We start from the raw sequence: 13,007 nt of genomic DNA on the forward strand, positions 1-13,007 counted from the left end.
TCAGGGCGCTCCGGGCGGCACGAACGGCAGGCCCGCCGGCGCGCCCAGTTCCAGCAACGTCAGCAGCGCCGCCGTGTCGAGGTGCTCGCCGACGGCGTCCGCCAGCCGGTCCAGCATGTCCTCGCGCAGGTCGGCGAAGCCCGGCGCGTCCGGGGACGGCGTCCACGAGACGCCCGCCTGCGCCGTCGCTTCGGTGAGCCATGCGCGGCGGAAGGCGTCGTTCTCGAAGGCGCCGTGCCAGAGCGTGCCCCAGACGGCGCCGGCGCGGTGACCGTCCAGAAAGGACTCCAGGGGCGCGGACGCCGTCACCGAACCGTGGTGGATCTCATAGGCGTCTACACGGGTGCCGCGCCACTCGCCCGACGGGCGAGCGAGCACCTTCTCCTCGGCGAACGTCACCCGGGCCGGCAGCAGGCCCAGGCCCGGTACCTCGCCGGCGCCGGACTCGACGTCGTCCACAATGGAGTCCGCGAGCATCTGGTAGCCGCCGCAGATGCCGAGGACCGGCTTCCCGGCCGCGGCGCGGGCCGCCAGCGCCGTGTCGAGACCGCGGGCACGCAGCCAGGCCAGGTCGTCGACTGTGGCGCGAGAACCGGGCAGCACGACCACGTCCGCCGCGGCGACCGTGTCCGGGTCGGCGGTCAGCGACACCGTGACGCCGGGTTCGGCGGCGAGGGCGTCGACGTCGGTGGCGTTGGACGCGCGCGGGAACCGGACGACGGCCACGCTCAAGCCGCCGCGGTGGGCCTCCCGGCGCCAGCCGGCCGCGGCCAGGGCGTCCTCCGAGTCGATCCACACCCGGTGGAGCCAGGGCAGCACGCCCAGCACCGGCCGGCCGGTGACCTTCTCCAGGCTGTCCAGGCCCGGGCGCAGCAGCCCGACGTCACCGCGGAACTTGTTGACGACCCAGCCCGCGACCAGCGCCTGGTCCTCGGCCGAGAGCAGCGCGAGGGTGCCGAACATCGCGGCGAGCACGCCACCGCGGTCGATGTCGCCGACGACGAGCACCGGCAGCCCGAACCGCCGCGCCAGCCCCAGGTTGACGTAGTCGCCGCCGCGCAGGTTGATCTCGGCGGGGCTGCCCGCGCCTTCGCAGACGACGACGTCGCAGCGCGCGCTGAGGTCTTCGTAGGCGGCGAAGGCGATCTCGGCGAGCCCGGCGCGGCCGGTCGCGTACTCCCCCGCTTCGAGGGTGCCGAACGGTTTCCCGAGCGCGACGACGTGACTGCGCCGGTCATTCCCGGGCTTGAGCAGCACGGGATTCATCGCGGCCTCGGGCTCGACGCGCGCCGCCCGCGCCTGCAGCCACTGGGCGCGCCCGATCTCGGCGCCGTCGGCGCAGACCATGGAGTTGTTGGACATGTTCTGTGCTTTGAAGGGTGCGACGCGCACCCCACGCCGGGCGAGCCACCGGCAGATCCCGGCGGTGACCAGGCTCTTCCCGGCATCGGACGTCGTCCCGGCGACGAGCAGGCCGCTCATAGTTCCTCCCTTTCCACCGGCCGCGCGGTAGCCACGGATTTGTCCGCAGCTCGCGCAGTACTCGCTGAGTTGTCCGCAGGTCGCGCACCAGTCGCAGGGTTGTCCGCAGGTCGCCCGGCACCCGCGGATTGTCCACAGCTCGTGCACTACTCGCGGAGTTGTCCGCTCATCGCCCAGTATCCGCAGAGTTGCCCATGGATCGTGTGACACCCGCGGAGTTGTCCACAGATCGCGCGGTACCCGCCGAGTTGTCCACAGATCGCCGAACGGGGCTTGTGACCGGCCACCGGCCGATAGACTGGACAGGGGCCGCCCCCCAGGGAGTGGTGGGGGCTGCCATCGCGAGCCCGAGGCCGATCCTGGACCTGACAGCCGCAGCCGCCGCTCGGCGACCAGCGCGGCCACGGCCGATCCCGGCGCTAATCGCGGCCACGGCCGATCCCGACGCTGCCCACCACAGCCGCAGCCACAGTCAGCGCGGCCGCACCCACCAGCCGGGACAACCGCACCGCCCGGCGCAGGTCGACCGGCTCCGGGTCACGTCCCTCGCCCAGCCGCGCCCGGCGCTCGACCTCGCCGCCGTAGCTGTTCGTGCCGCCCAGCCGGATGCCCAGCGCGCCCGCGAACGCCGCCTCCACCTGGCCCGCGTTGGGGCTCGGGTGGTGCCCGCCGTCGCGGCGCCAGATCCGCCAGGCCGTGTGCGCCCGGCCGCCGACGAGGGGCGCGCATACAGCCGTTAGCGCGGCTCCGAGGCGGGACGGGGCCAGGTTCACCAGGTCGTCGGCGCGCGCCGCCGCCCAGCCGAACTCCTGGTAGTGCGGTGAGCGGTAGCCGACCATCGCGTCGAGTGTGTTGAGCGCGCGGTAGCCGAGCAGGCCCGGCAGCCCGGCGACGGCGCCCCAGAACAGCGGCGCGACCACGGCGTCCGACGTGTTCTCGGCGATCGACTCGGTCGCCGCGCGGGTCAGCCCGGCGGAGTCGAGCGTCGTCGCGTCGCGCGCGCAGAGGTGCGAGAGCCGCATACGCGCCGAAGGGACTTCGCCCGCTTCGAGCAGCTTCGCCATCTCCGCGCCTTCGTCGGCGAGACCACGTCCACCAAGCACCACCCACGTACAGACGGCAGTCGCCGCGAAGCGCGCGAAGGGACTTCGCCGCGTCACAGTCTGAAGCGCGGCGCCGAGGCCGACAGCTGTGAAGGCGCTCAAACCCGCGTAGGCGGCTCCGCGCCGCTTCGAGTCGGCCCACACGCGGCGTTCGAGAGCCGCCGCGGCGGTACCGAAGATCGCCACCGGATGCCCCCGACGGGGGTCGCCGAACAGGGTGTCGGCGACATATCCGGTAACGAGTCCGGCCGCGGTTGTCCCTAGACGGAGTGGCACGTGGCGCACGTTAGCGCGTGCACCACAATGCCCGGTATGACCAAGCTGACGCACCGGCTAGCCGGGTATCTCGAAAACCTGGCCCGCGCCCTCCGCCGGTACGGACGCGACGAAGGAAAGGTGCTCGTCCTCGGCGGGGTCCGCTCGGGGAAGTCGCGGCACGCCGAGCGGCTCGTCGCCCGCCACCCGCACCTCGTCTACGTCGCGCCCGGCCTGCTCCCGAGCGACGACGACCCCGAATGGGCCGCGCGGGTGGCCGCGCACCAGGCGCGGCGGCCGTCGAACTGGAAGACCGTCGAGACCACGGACCTCGCGGGCACGCTCAGGAAGGCGACCGAGCCGCTCCTCATCGACTGCCTCGGCACCTGGCTCTCGCGGGTGCTCGACGAGGTCGGCGCGTGGGAGCAGGAGCGGGGCTGGGAGCACCGGCTCGACGACCGGCTCGAGGACTTCCTGGCCGCGTGGGCCGCTGCGCGGGTGCCGGTGGTCGCGGTCAGCAACGAGGTCGGCAGCGGTGTGGTGCCCGCAACGTCGTCCGGACGGCTGTTCCGTGATGTGCTGGGCGCACTCAACAACCGGGTGTCCGCCGACGCCGACCGGGTCCAGCTGGTCGTCGCGGGGCGGGTGCTCGACCTGTAGGACCCGTACCCCGGAGGCGCTCGTGTTCGACGTACCCGTGCCTGATGCCACCGTCCGCGCCGCCGCGCAGGAGCGGCTCGACGGCCTGGTCAAGCCGCTCGGCTCGCTGGGCAGGCTCGAGGAGATCGCCGCCTGGCTGGCCGCGGCGCACGGCAGCGTGCCGCCGCGCCCCCTGGACGACGTCCGCGTCGTCGTCTTCGCGGGCGACCACGGCGTGTCCGCGCTGTCGGCGTACCCGCGCGAGGTGACCGCGGCGATGGTGCGGGTGTTCCTGGCCGGCAAGAGCGGCGTCAACGTGCTGGCCGCGCAGGTCGGCGCGCGGGTCCGGGTCGCCGACCTCGGCGTCGACTGGGACGGTTCGGACGTCCCGGCGGACGTGACGGCCCACAAGATCCGCCGCGGCTCGGGCTCGATCGACGTCGAGGACGCCTTGGAGCCGGGCGAAGCGCGGGCGGCTTTCGAGGCGGGCCGCGCGATCGCGGACGAAGAGCGCGAAGCGGACGTGCTCATCCCGGGTGACATGGGCATCGGCAACACGGCGATGTGCGCGGCCCTGGTCGCGGCGTCGCTGGGGTTGCCGGCGTCCGAGGTGGTCGGCACCGGAACCGGCGTCGACGCGGATGGCTTGGAGCGCAAGACGGCGGCGGTCTCGGCGGCGTTGACGCGGACCGCGGGCCGGGTGGATGACCCGTTCGAGCGGCTGACGGCCCTGGGCAGCGCCTGCGTCGCGGCGACGGCGGGCTTCCTGGTCCAAGCGGCGGTCCGCGGTATCCCGGTGGTCCTGGACGGCGTGTTCTCGGGCGCGGCGGCCCTGGTGGCGCGGGACATCGCGCCGGGGGCGGAGCAGTGGTGGCTGGCCGGGCACCGCTCGACGGAACCGTCGCAGGCGTTCGCGCTGAAGGCGCTGGGCTTGGAACCGATCCTGGACTTCGGGCTTCGCCTGGGCGAAGGCAGCGGCGCGGTGCAGGCGATCCCGACGCTGCGCGCGGCCCGCGCGATCATCGCGGACATGGGCCTGCTGGCGGACTTGGCGTGAACGCAGCCCCCACCACTCCCTGGGGGGCGTCCCCTGTCCAGTCTACCGGCGGGTGGCCGGTCGGAAGCCCCGTTCGGCGATCTGTGGACAACTCCGCCGGTGCCGACGCACCTGTGGACAACTCTGCCGGTTCCGGCCGAGCGGATGGCAACTCCGCCGATCTGGGCCGAGCGGACCGCAACTCCGCCAACGCGGACCGAGCCCAGGACAACCCCACCGGCCGCGGCCGGACCGCGGGCGAGCCGACGTGAGCCGCTGGGGTGATGCCGCGCGGATGGCCGTCGGGACGCTGACCACCGTGCCCGTCCCGGCGCCGCGCGTCATCGACCGGCGTGTGGCCGGCGGCGCCATGGTGCTCGCGCCGCTGGCCGCTGTCCCGCTGGCCGCGGCGGCCGGGCTGATCGTGTGGGCCGGGCACGCGCTCCCCGCGGTCGCCGTCGCGGCGCTCGCGCTCGGGGCGGTCGCGCTCGGCAGCCGTGGCCTGCACCTGGACGGGCTCGCCGACACCGCCGACGGCCTCGGTGCCTCCTACGACCGCGCCAAGGCCCTCGACGTCATGCGCCGCGGCGACTCCGGGCCGACCGGGGTCGCGACGCTGGTCTTCGTCCTGCTCGTCCAGGTCGGCGCGCTGGCCGGGGCAATCGCGGCGGACCACGGCGTCGCCGCCTGCGCCGCGATCCTGATCGGCCGCTGCACGCTGTCGATGTCCTGCGCGAAAGGCGTCCCGTCGGCGCGTCCGGAGGGCTTGGGCGCGACGGTCGCGGGCTCGGTGCCGCGGTCGGCGGCGGCAGCCTTGGCCGCAGCAGCGGCCGCCGGCTCCGCGTTCCTTCCCGGCTTGCCGTGGTGGCGCGGACCGCTGGCCGTCCTGCTGGCCTACGCCGTCGCCGCGGCGCTGCTCCGGCGCTGCACCACCCGGCTCGGCGGCGTCACCGGCGACGTCCTCGGCGCGGGCGTCGAAGCCGGGGTCGCGGCCGCGTTGCTCGCGCTGTCAACCTGAGGCCTCCGCCCGGCGTGTACCAGGTAAACGCCGAGGAGGACGCCCTGAGCACCGACATCGCCGTGGACCTGGCGGAACTCTTCCGTGCCCACCGCCCCGGCCTCGTCCGGCTCGCCGTGCTGCTGCTCGGCGACCGCGGGCTCGCCGAGGACGTCGTGCAGGACGCCTTCGTCGCGCTCTTCAAGCGATGGCCGCTCGACGACCCCGCCCGCGCCGGCGGCTACCTGCGCGTCTCCGTCGTCAACGGCGCCCGCTCCGCCCAGCGGCGCGCGGCCCTGCGGCTGCGGCACCGCAAAGCCGAGCAAGCCGAACGCGACGACGGCCCGCCCGCCGACGCCGAAGCCCTGCTCGACGAGGAACACCGCGAGGTCATCGCCGCCGTGCGGCAGCTGCCGCGACGGCAACGGGAGGTGCTCGTGCTGCGGTACTGGTCCGGCCTCTCCGAGGCCGAGATCGCCGACACGCTCGGCGTCTCCCGCGGCACGGTCAAGACCTGCGCGTCCCGCGCGCTCGCGAAACTGGAAGGACAGCTCCGATGACCGACGTCGAAACGCGGCTGCGCGCCGCCTTCGCAGCCCTCGCCGATCACGTCGACGTCCGGGAAACCGCACCGGCACCGCGACGGCGGGTGCTCGTCCCGGCCCTGGTCGCGGCCGTCACGATCCTGGCCGCCGGCGGGATCATCCTCGCGAGCCGCCCGGCACCGGCGCCCGTGCCGGTCGTCCCGGCGGTGCCGCTGCCCCGCCAGACTCACGGCTTCCTGCCGAACTTCGCGCTGCTCACCCACTGCGGCGTCGACGAGACGCGCAGCGGCCTGACCTACTTCGAGGCGGAAACGCCGCTGTACGGCCCGAACGGCGGCGCGCCGGCGGGCTGGGGCAACCCCTACCAGGAGGGCACGATGTTCTTCACCGACTCCGGGGACATGATCTTCCGCGACGACCAGGGCCACGAGGTGCGGTTCCTGGTCCGGCGCGGCGCGACGGCGTTCAAGCACCTCTGCGAATAGCCGTCAGGAACGCGTCCGTCGTTTCACGATCCCGCACCGCCAGGCGCAGGTGGTCCGGCCCCAACCCGGGGAACGTGTCGCCGCGGCGGACCGCGTAACCCGCTTCGCGCAGCCGCAGGCGGACATCGACGCCGCCGGGGACGCGCACCAGCACGAACGGGCCGCGCGGCTCGCCGAGCACGCGAACGCCTGCCGCGGTCAGGCCCGACACCAGGTACTCGCGGTCCGATTCCGCCGCCGCAGCAAGCTTTTCGGCTTCCTCCACAGCGGACGGACGGCAGCACGCCACCGTCGCCACACCGGCCAAAGTGGACACCGACCACGGCACCTGGACCGCACGCAGCCGCTCGATCACGGAAGGTTCGGCGAGCACGTACCCGGCCCGCAACCCGGCCAAGCCCCAGGTTTTTGTGAGGCTGCGCAGCACAACGACGCCGGGAACGCCGTGAGCCAGGCTCTCGGCCTCCCCGGGAACCGCGTCCAGGAAGGCCTCGTCGACGACCAGCAGCCGCCCGGGCCGGGCCAACGCACGCAGCGAAGACGCCGGGTGCAGCACCGAAGTCGGATTCGTCGGGTTGCCGACGAACACCAGATCCGCGTCGCCGGGCACCGCGGCCGGATCGAGCACGAATCCGTCCACTTCGGACAGGATCACGCGCGAAACCCCGTGACCCGCCGCTCGCAGCGCGGCCTCCGGCTCGGTGAACTGCGGGTGTACGACCACCGCACGACGCGGCCGCAGCGCCGACGCCAGGAGCGTGAACGCCTCCGCGGCGCCGGCCGTGACCAGCACTTCCGCGGGAGAACGGCCGTGCCGCGCCGCGACGGCAGCAGTTGCTTCAACGGCGGAAGGATAAGCCGCGAGAGTGTCCAAAGCGGACGCCAGCTCGGCCCGCAGCCACGCCGGCGGCCGCGGCAACCGGACGTTCACCGCGAGATCCACCAGCCCCGGCCCGACCTCGCGGTCGCCGTGGTGGTGCAGGTCGTACTCAGCCATGGGCGAAAGCCCGGACGCGGCCGGCAAAACGCTGCGCCAGCTCGGGATACCCGGCCCAGTGGACGTGCAGGTAGGACGCGTGCAGCGTCGGCGACGCGAAGCCGTCCAGCTGCCGATCCCAGCCCCAGGCCGCCGACGCGCCGTGCGACGGCGTGACTTCGGTGCGGTGGAACTCGTGCCCGGTGACGCGCTGACCGGCCGCGGCCAGCACGTTGTCCTCGACGGCGACCGCGCGCCGGTAGCCGAGCTTGCCCCGCGCGGTCATCTTGGCGTCCGCCGGCACCGCGCCGACCATCGGCACGCCGTCCAGCGACTGGCACAGGTACAACAGCCCGGCGCATTCCGCGCTGACCGGCATCCCGCGGTCGACGGCCTTCGCCACTTCGGCACGCAACGCCGTGTTCGCCGACAGCTCGGCCGCGTGCACCTCGGGGAACCCGCCGCCGAAGTACAACCCGGCGCACCCGTCGGGCAACGTCTTTTCCCGCAACGGATCGACGTCCACGACGTCGATACCGCACGCCGCGAGCAGCTCGATGTTCTCGGTGTAGCGGAAGGTGAACGCCGGCCCGCCCGCGGCCGCGACCGTCGCGCGTGGACCGTCCACACCGGACGGTGTCCACATCGGAGCCGAAAGCCGGGACGCCCCCGAAGCGATCCGGACGATCGCCGCCAGGTCGACGCCCTCGGTGACCCACGCGGCGAGCGACGGCAGCACGCGCTCGGCTTCCGCGGACCGTTCCGCGGCGGGCACCAGGCCGAGGTGCCGGCTCGGCGCGTGGATCTCTTCGTTGCGGTACAACGCACCCAGCAGCGGGACGCCGGTCGCTTCCAGCGCGGACGCGATCTCGTCGGAGTGCCGTTGCGAGCCCAGCTTGTTCAGGATGACGCCGGCGAGCCGCACCCGCGTGTCGTAGGAGGCGAACCCGAGCACCGTCGCCGCGACGCTGCGCGAGGCCGCCGACGCGTCCACCACCAGGACCACCGGCGCGTCGATCAGCCGGGCGACGTGCGCGGTCGAGGCGTACCCCTCGGTACCCAGTGCGCCGTCGAACAGGCCCATCACGCCCTCGATCACGGCGATGTCCGCATCGCGAGAACCGTGGCGCAGCAACGGGATCAGCGTGTCCTCACCCTGCAGGAACGGGTCGAGGTTGCGCGCCGGCCGGCCGGTCGCCAGCGCGTGGTAGCTCGGGTCGATGAAGTCCGGGCCGATCTTGTGCCCCGACACCCGGTGCCCGGCCGCGCGCAGGGCCGCCATCAGCCCGGCGGCGATGGTCGTCTTGCCGTGCCCGGAGCCGGGCGCCGCGATGACCACGCGCGCTACCACTCGATCCCCCGCTGACCCTTCTGGCCGGCGTCCATCGGGTGCTTGACCTTGGTCATCTCGGCGACGAGGTCGGCGGCGTCGAGCAGTTCGGGCGGCGCGTACCGGCCGGTGATGACGACGTGCTGGTGCCCTGGCCGATCGACCAAAGTGGACACGACGTCGTCGACTTCGAGCCAGCCCCACTTGAGCAGGTACGAGAACTCGTCGAGGACGTAGAAGTCGTGCGTCTCGGCGGCGAGCCGGCGCTTGATCTCCGCCCAGCCCTCACGGGCGTTCGACGCGTGGTCCTCGTCGGTGCCGGACTTGCGCGCCCAGCTCCAGCCCTCACCCATCTTGTGCCACTCGACCGGCCCGCCTTCGCCGGTGTCGTCGTGCAGCTTGCCCAGCGCGCGGAACGCGGCTTCCTCGCCGACGCGCCACTTCGCCGACTTGACGAACTGGAACACGCCGATCGACCAGCCCTGGTTCCAGGCGCGCAGGGCCATCCCGAAGGCCGCGGTCGACTTGCCCTTCATCTCGCCGGTGTGCACGGCGAGCAGCGGCCGGTTGCGGCGCTGGCGCGTGGTCAGCCCGTCCTTCGGGACGACTTCCGGTTTCCCCTGCGGCATCAGGCGGCCCGCCCCGCGGTGCGCGCGCGGACGGCGTCGGCGAGCGACTCCGCGGCGACGTCGGACAGCGGCACGTGCTCGCCGCCGAGGCGGACGGCCAGATCCGCGGCGAGACCGAGCCGCATCTTGCCGCTTTCGCAGTCCATCACCACGGTCGTGACGCCGGTGAGCAGCCCGGCCGCGGCCTGGGCGCGCGCGACGGCGTTCGCGCCGCTGGTGGCGCGGCCGTCGGTGACGACGACCAGCAGCGGACGGCGTCGCGGATCGCGGATCTCTTCGACGCGCAGCACTCGCGCGGCTTCCAGGAGGCCCTCGGCCAGCGGCGTCCGGCCACCGGTCGGCAGGCCTTCGAGGCGGGACGCGGCCGCGTCGACGCTGATCGTCGGCGGCAGCGCGAGTTTCGCGCTGTCACCGCGAAAAGTGACGAGCCCGACCTTGTCGCGGCGCTGGTAGGCGTCGAGCAGCAGGGACAGCACCGCGGACTTGACCTCGCGCATGCGGGCCTTCGCGCCCATCGAGCCCGACGCGTCGACGCAGAACAGTACGAGGTTGCCTTCACGGCCTTCGCGCAGCGCGAACCGCAGGTCCTGGCGCCGCATCTTCAGGCCGGCACCCTCGCGACCACGGGTTTTCTGGTGCGGCGCCGCGGCTTTGACGGTCGCGACCAGGTGCGGCCGCCCGTCCCGGACGCTCGGGGGCTGGACGCCGATGGTGCGGCCGCTGTCGGTGATCGCGCGCGACCGGCGGCCTCGCTCGCCCTCGCCCATGCCCTTGACGCGGAACACGCGGGCCTTGAACGTCTCGCCGGCGCCGACGGTCTTCTGCTGCCCGCCCTGCTGCTGGGGCTGCCCCTGCGGCGCGTCTCCTCCCTGAGGAACGTCCGGCGGAACGTCTTGCGGCGCGTCCTCCGGCGTCGAACCGCTGCCCGGGCCGTCGTCCTCGGGGCCGGGCTCCGGCGGCTGGGCGTCCTGAAGGGCCTGCTCCAGCTGCTCTTCCGAGATCCCCGGCGCGTCGAACGGGTTGCGGCGGCGCCGGTGCGGCAGCGCGAGCCGGGCGGCGACGCGGACGTCTTCGGTGGTCACCTCGTCGCGCCCGGCCCAGGCCGCGTGCGCGACCGCGGCGCGCGCGGTGACGATGTCCGCGCGCATGCCGTCGACCTCGAAGGACGCGCAGATCTCGGCGATCTGCCGCAGCGCGTCGTCGGGCAGCTTGACCGCGGGCAGAAGCCGTTGCGCCGACTCGATCTCCTCGGCGAGGCGGGTGTCTTCGTCGGCGTACCCGGCGGCGAAGGCGTCGGGATCGGCTTCGTAGGCCAGGCGACGGCGGACGACCTCGACGCGCTGCCCGGGATCGCGGCTGGAGGCGACCTCGACGGTCAGGCCGAACCGGTCCAGCAGCTGCGGGCGCAGCTCGCCTTCCTCGGGGTTCATGGTGCCGATCAGCACGAACCGCGCCGCGTGCGACACGGAGACGCCCTCGCGCTCGACGGTCGCGCGGCCCATCGCGGCGGCGTCGAGCAGCGTGTCGACGAGGTGGTCGTGCAGCAGGTTGACCTCATCGACGTACAGCAGCCCGCGGTGCGCGGCGGCGAGCAGGCCGGGCTGGTAGTCCGTGACGCCCTCGGCGAGCGCACGCTCCAGGTTCAACGAGCCGACGACGCGGTCTTCGGCCGCGCCGACGGGCAGCTCGACCAGCCGCGCGGGCCGCCGGTGGCCGCTCGCGCCGTCGTGGGGGCCGTCCGGGCAGACCGGGTCGGGAGCCGCGGGATCGCACGAAAAGCGGCAGCCGTCGACGACGTCCACGCCGGGCAGCAGGCCCGCGAGCGCGCGGACCATGGTCGACTTCGCGGTGCCCTTCTCACCCCGCACCAGCACCCCGCCCACGGCGGGCGAGATCGAGGACAGGATCAGCGCCAGGCGCAGGTCCGGCATCCCGACGACGGCGGTGAACGGGTACGGCTTCAACAGCACTCCTTCGGGCGGCGGAGGTCGGCGACCGGCCGATCATCGCACAGCGCCCGCCTCGCTTAGGGTGGGAAATCGTGCGCGAAAAATCACGTCGACCTGCAACGGGACCCGGGGATTCCGACGACGTCCCACCGCGGAGCCCACGACGCCTGACGGTGGTCGGGATCGGCGCCGACGGCTGGCCCGGGCTCTCGGAACAAGCCCAGGCCCTCGTCCTCGGCGCCGACGTCGTCGTCGGCGCGCCGCGGCAGCTGGGGTACCTGCCCGCGGAGGTGCCGGCGGTGCCGTGGCCTTCGCCGTTGCTGCCCGGTCTGGACGCGCTGCTCGCCGAGCACGACGGCCACCGCGTGTGCGTCCTGGCCAGCGGAGATCCGTTTTTGTCGGGGGTGGGTTCTACTCTGGTGGCTCATGGATACGAGGTCGAGGCGCTGCCCGCGCTCTCGTCGGTGACACTGGCCCGGGCCCGGCTGGGCTGGTCCGCCGAGGAGACCGAGGTGGTGACCCTCGTCGGCCGATCGTCGGCGCGCGCGGCCCGGGTGCTCGCGCCGCGCCGGCGGGTGCTCGTCCTGGGTGCCGACGCGGCGGCTCTGCGCTCCCTGCTCACCGTGCGGGGTTATGGCGAGAGCGAGCTGTTCGCGCTGGAGAACCTGGGCGGGCCCGAAGAGCGCATCTTCGACGGCTGGACCGGCGATCCCGGTCCGCTGACGGTGTTCGCGCTGGAGTGCACCGGCCCGGCGCTGCCCCTGATCGGCATCCCGGACGACGTGTACGCCCACGACGGCCAGCTGACGAAGCGCGACCTGCGGGTCTCGGCGCTGGCCCGCCTCGCCCCGAGCCCCGGCGACCTGCTGTGGGACGTCGGGGCGGGCGCGGGCAGCGTCGGCATCGAATGGTCGCGGATGCACGCGATGAACCGCTCGATCGCGATCGAGCGAGATCCCGAACGCGCCGAGCGGATCGGCCGCAACGCGGTCGACCTGGGAGTACCGGAACTGGAGGTGGTGACCGGAGAAGCACCCGACGCGCTGAGCGCGCTGCCCGCGCCGGACGCCGTCTTCATCGGAGGCGGCGTCACGGTGCCGGGTGTACTGGACGCGTGCCTGACCACGGGCGCGCGAGTGGTGGCGCACGGAGTCACCCTGGAGGCCGAGCAGGTCCTGGCCCGGGCGTACGAGCAGCACGGGGGTGAGCTGCTGCGGATCGCGGTCGAGCGGGCCGCCCCGCTGGGCGGCTTCACCGGCTGGACGCCGGCGCGGACCGTGACGCAATGGAGCAGCCGATGACCGGCCGTGCCACGGCGGCAGCCACGGCCGCGGCCCGCACCCGCGGCGCACGGCGAATGTCTGGCCGCGCCACCGCGGCTCGTGCCCACGGCGCACGGCGAACGACCGGTTGCACCACAGCAGCCCGCGGCTGCGGGCGAGGGCCATCGACCGGCCACGCCATCTCGGTCCGTGCCCGCGTCGCGCGGCGGCCGTCGTGCCACGCCGCCTCGGTCGGTGCCTACAGCGCACCGCGACCGTCCGGCCGCGCCGCCTCGGTCCGCACCCACGACGCACGACG

The 13,007-nt window shown here is 73.9% G+C and carries 12 protein-coding genes; 6 read left to right on the forward strand and 6 right to left on the reverse strand.

Translation table 11 applies throughout. The annotated features are described in order from the left end of the window. Positions 1-1,482, reverse strand: a complete 1,482-nt coding sequence (locus MUY22_RS00710) for a cobyric acid synthase (RefSeq protein ID WP_247055892.1) — start codon at positions 1,480-1,482, stop codon at positions 1-3. A gap of 419 nt (positions 1,483-1,901) precedes the next feature. After that, positions 1,902-2,861: a cobalamin biosynthesis protein gene (locus MUY22_RS00715; protein ID WP_247055894.1), complete on the reverse strand. Its 960-nt coding sequence runs from the start codon at positions 2,859-2,861 to the stop codon at positions 1,902-1,904. Between the two features lie 36 nt (positions 2,862-2,897). Between MUY22_RS00715 and MUY22_RS00720 the strand changes: the two genes are divergently transcribed. The 5 genes from MUY22_RS00720 to MUY22_RS00740 all read left to right on the forward strand — a co-directional run bounded on the left by MUY22_RS00720 (position 2,898) and on the right by MUY22_RS00740 (position 6,542). Then, complete coding sequence (locus tag MUY22_RS00720; protein ID WP_247055896.1) at positions 2,898-3,500, forward strand: bifunctional adenosylcobinamide kinase/adenosylcobinamide-phosphate guanylyltransferase; 603 nt, start codon at positions 2,898-2,900, stop codon at positions 3,498-3,500. Between the two features lie 22 nt (positions 3,501-3,522). Then, the gene (gene cobT / locus MUY22_RS00725; RefSeq protein WP_247055898.1) at positions 3,523-4,536 is read left to right on the forward strand and encodes a nicotinate-nucleotide--dimethylbenzimidazole phosphoribosyltransferase; all 1,014 of its coding nucleotides are present in this window, start codon (positions 3,523-3,525) and stop codon (positions 4,534-4,536) included. A gap of 274 nt (positions 4,537-4,810) precedes the next feature. Then, on the forward strand, positions 4,811-5,533 hold the full coding sequence (locus tag MUY22_RS00730; RefSeq protein WP_247063555.1) for an adenosylcobinamide-GDP ribazoletransferase: 723 nt from the start codon (positions 4,811-4,813) through the stop codon (positions 5,531-5,533). Between the two features lie 14 nt (positions 5,534-5,547). Further along, complete coding sequence (locus MUY22_RS00735) at positions 5,548-6,072, forward strand: RNA polymerase sigma factor (RefSeq protein WP_247055900.1); 525 nt, start codon at positions 5,548-5,550, stop codon at positions 6,070-6,072. After that, positions 6,069-6,542: a hypothetical protein gene (locus tag MUY22_RS00740; protein WP_247055902.1), complete on the forward strand. Its 474-nt coding sequence runs from the start codon at positions 6,069-6,071 to the stop codon at positions 6,540-6,542. The genes MUY22_RS00735 and MUY22_RS00740 overlap by 4 nt, the downstream gene beginning before the upstream one ends. On the opposite strand, the gene cobC is transcribed toward MUY22_RS00740, so the two are convergent. From cobC to MUY22_RS00760, 4 genes are read right to left on the reverse strand one after another with little or no spacing between them, the layout of a single operon-like run. Further along, complete coding sequence (cobC, locus tag MUY22_RS00745; RefSeq protein ID WP_247055904.1) at positions 6,523-7,539, reverse strand: Rv2231c family pyridoxal phosphate-dependent protein CobC; 1,017 nt, start codon at positions 7,537-7,539, stop codon at positions 6,523-6,525. The two genes, MUY22_RS00740 and cobC, sit on opposite strands and share 20 nt — an antisense overlap. Further along, positions 7,532-8,857 (reverse strand): cobyrinate a,c-diamide synthase, encoded by a 1,326-nt coding sequence (locus MUY22_RS00750; protein ID WP_247055906.1) that lies wholly within the window; start codon positions 8,855-8,857, stop codon positions 7,532-7,534. The genes cobC and MUY22_RS00750 overlap by 8 nt, the downstream gene beginning before the upstream one ends. 5 nt (positions 8,858-8,862) lie before the next feature. Continuing rightward, a complete protein-coding gene (gene cobO, locus MUY22_RS00755) occupies positions 8,863-9,477 on the reverse strand; it encodes a cob(I)yrinic acid a,c-diamide adenosyltransferase (protein WP_247055908.1) in 615 nt (204 codons plus the stop codon). After that, a complete protein-coding gene (locus MUY22_RS00760; RefSeq protein ID WP_247055909.1) occupies positions 9,477-11,441 on the reverse strand; it encodes a putative cobaltochelatase in 1,965 nt (654 codons plus the stop codon). The genes cobO and MUY22_RS00760 overlap by 1 nt, the downstream gene beginning before the upstream one ends. Positions 11,442-11,518: 77 nt before the next feature. Between MUY22_RS00760 and cbiE the strand changes: the two genes are divergently transcribed. Then, on the forward strand, positions 11,519-12,727 hold the full coding sequence (gene cbiE, locus MUY22_RS00765; protein WP_371827569.1) for a precorrin-6y C5,15-methyltransferase (decarboxylating) subunit CbiE: 1,209 nt from the start codon (positions 11,519-11,521) through the stop codon (positions 12,725-12,727). The last annotated feature ends 280 nt before the right edge of the window (positions 12,728-13,007 follow it).

Origin of the sequence: Amycolatopsis sp. WQ 127309, assembly GCF_023023025.1 — a bacterium.
Taxonomy (GTDB): Bacteria; Actinomycetota; Actinomycetes; order Mycobacteriales; family Pseudonocardiaceae; genus Amycolatopsis.

Bases quoted from the DNA above. Each gene is read 5' to 3' on its own strand.
- MUY22_RS00740 (WP_247055902.1), top strand. From the start codon at position 6,069: ATGACCGACGTCGAAACGCGGCTGCGCGCCGCCTTCGCAGCCCTCGCC.
- MUY22_RS00730 (WP_247063555.1), top strand. From the start codon at position 4,811: ATGGCCGTCGGGACGCTGACCACCGTGCCCGTCCCGGCGCCGCGCGTC.
- cobO (WP_247055908.1), bottom strand. From the start codon at position 9,477: ATGCCGCAGGGGAAACCGGAAGTCGTCCCGAAGGACGGGCTGACCACG.
- MUY22_RS00720 (WP_247055896.1), top strand. From the start codon at position 2,898: ATGACCAAGCTGACGCACCGGCTAGCCGGGTATCTCGAAAACCTGGCC.
- MUY22_RS00710 (WP_247055892.1), bottom strand. From the start codon at position 1,482: ATGAGCGGCCTGCTCGTCGCCGGGACGACGTCCGATGCCGGGAAGAGC.
- cobC (WP_247055904.1), bottom strand. From the start codon at position 7,539: ATGGCTGAGTACGACCTGCACCACCACGGCGACCGCGAGGTCGGGCCG.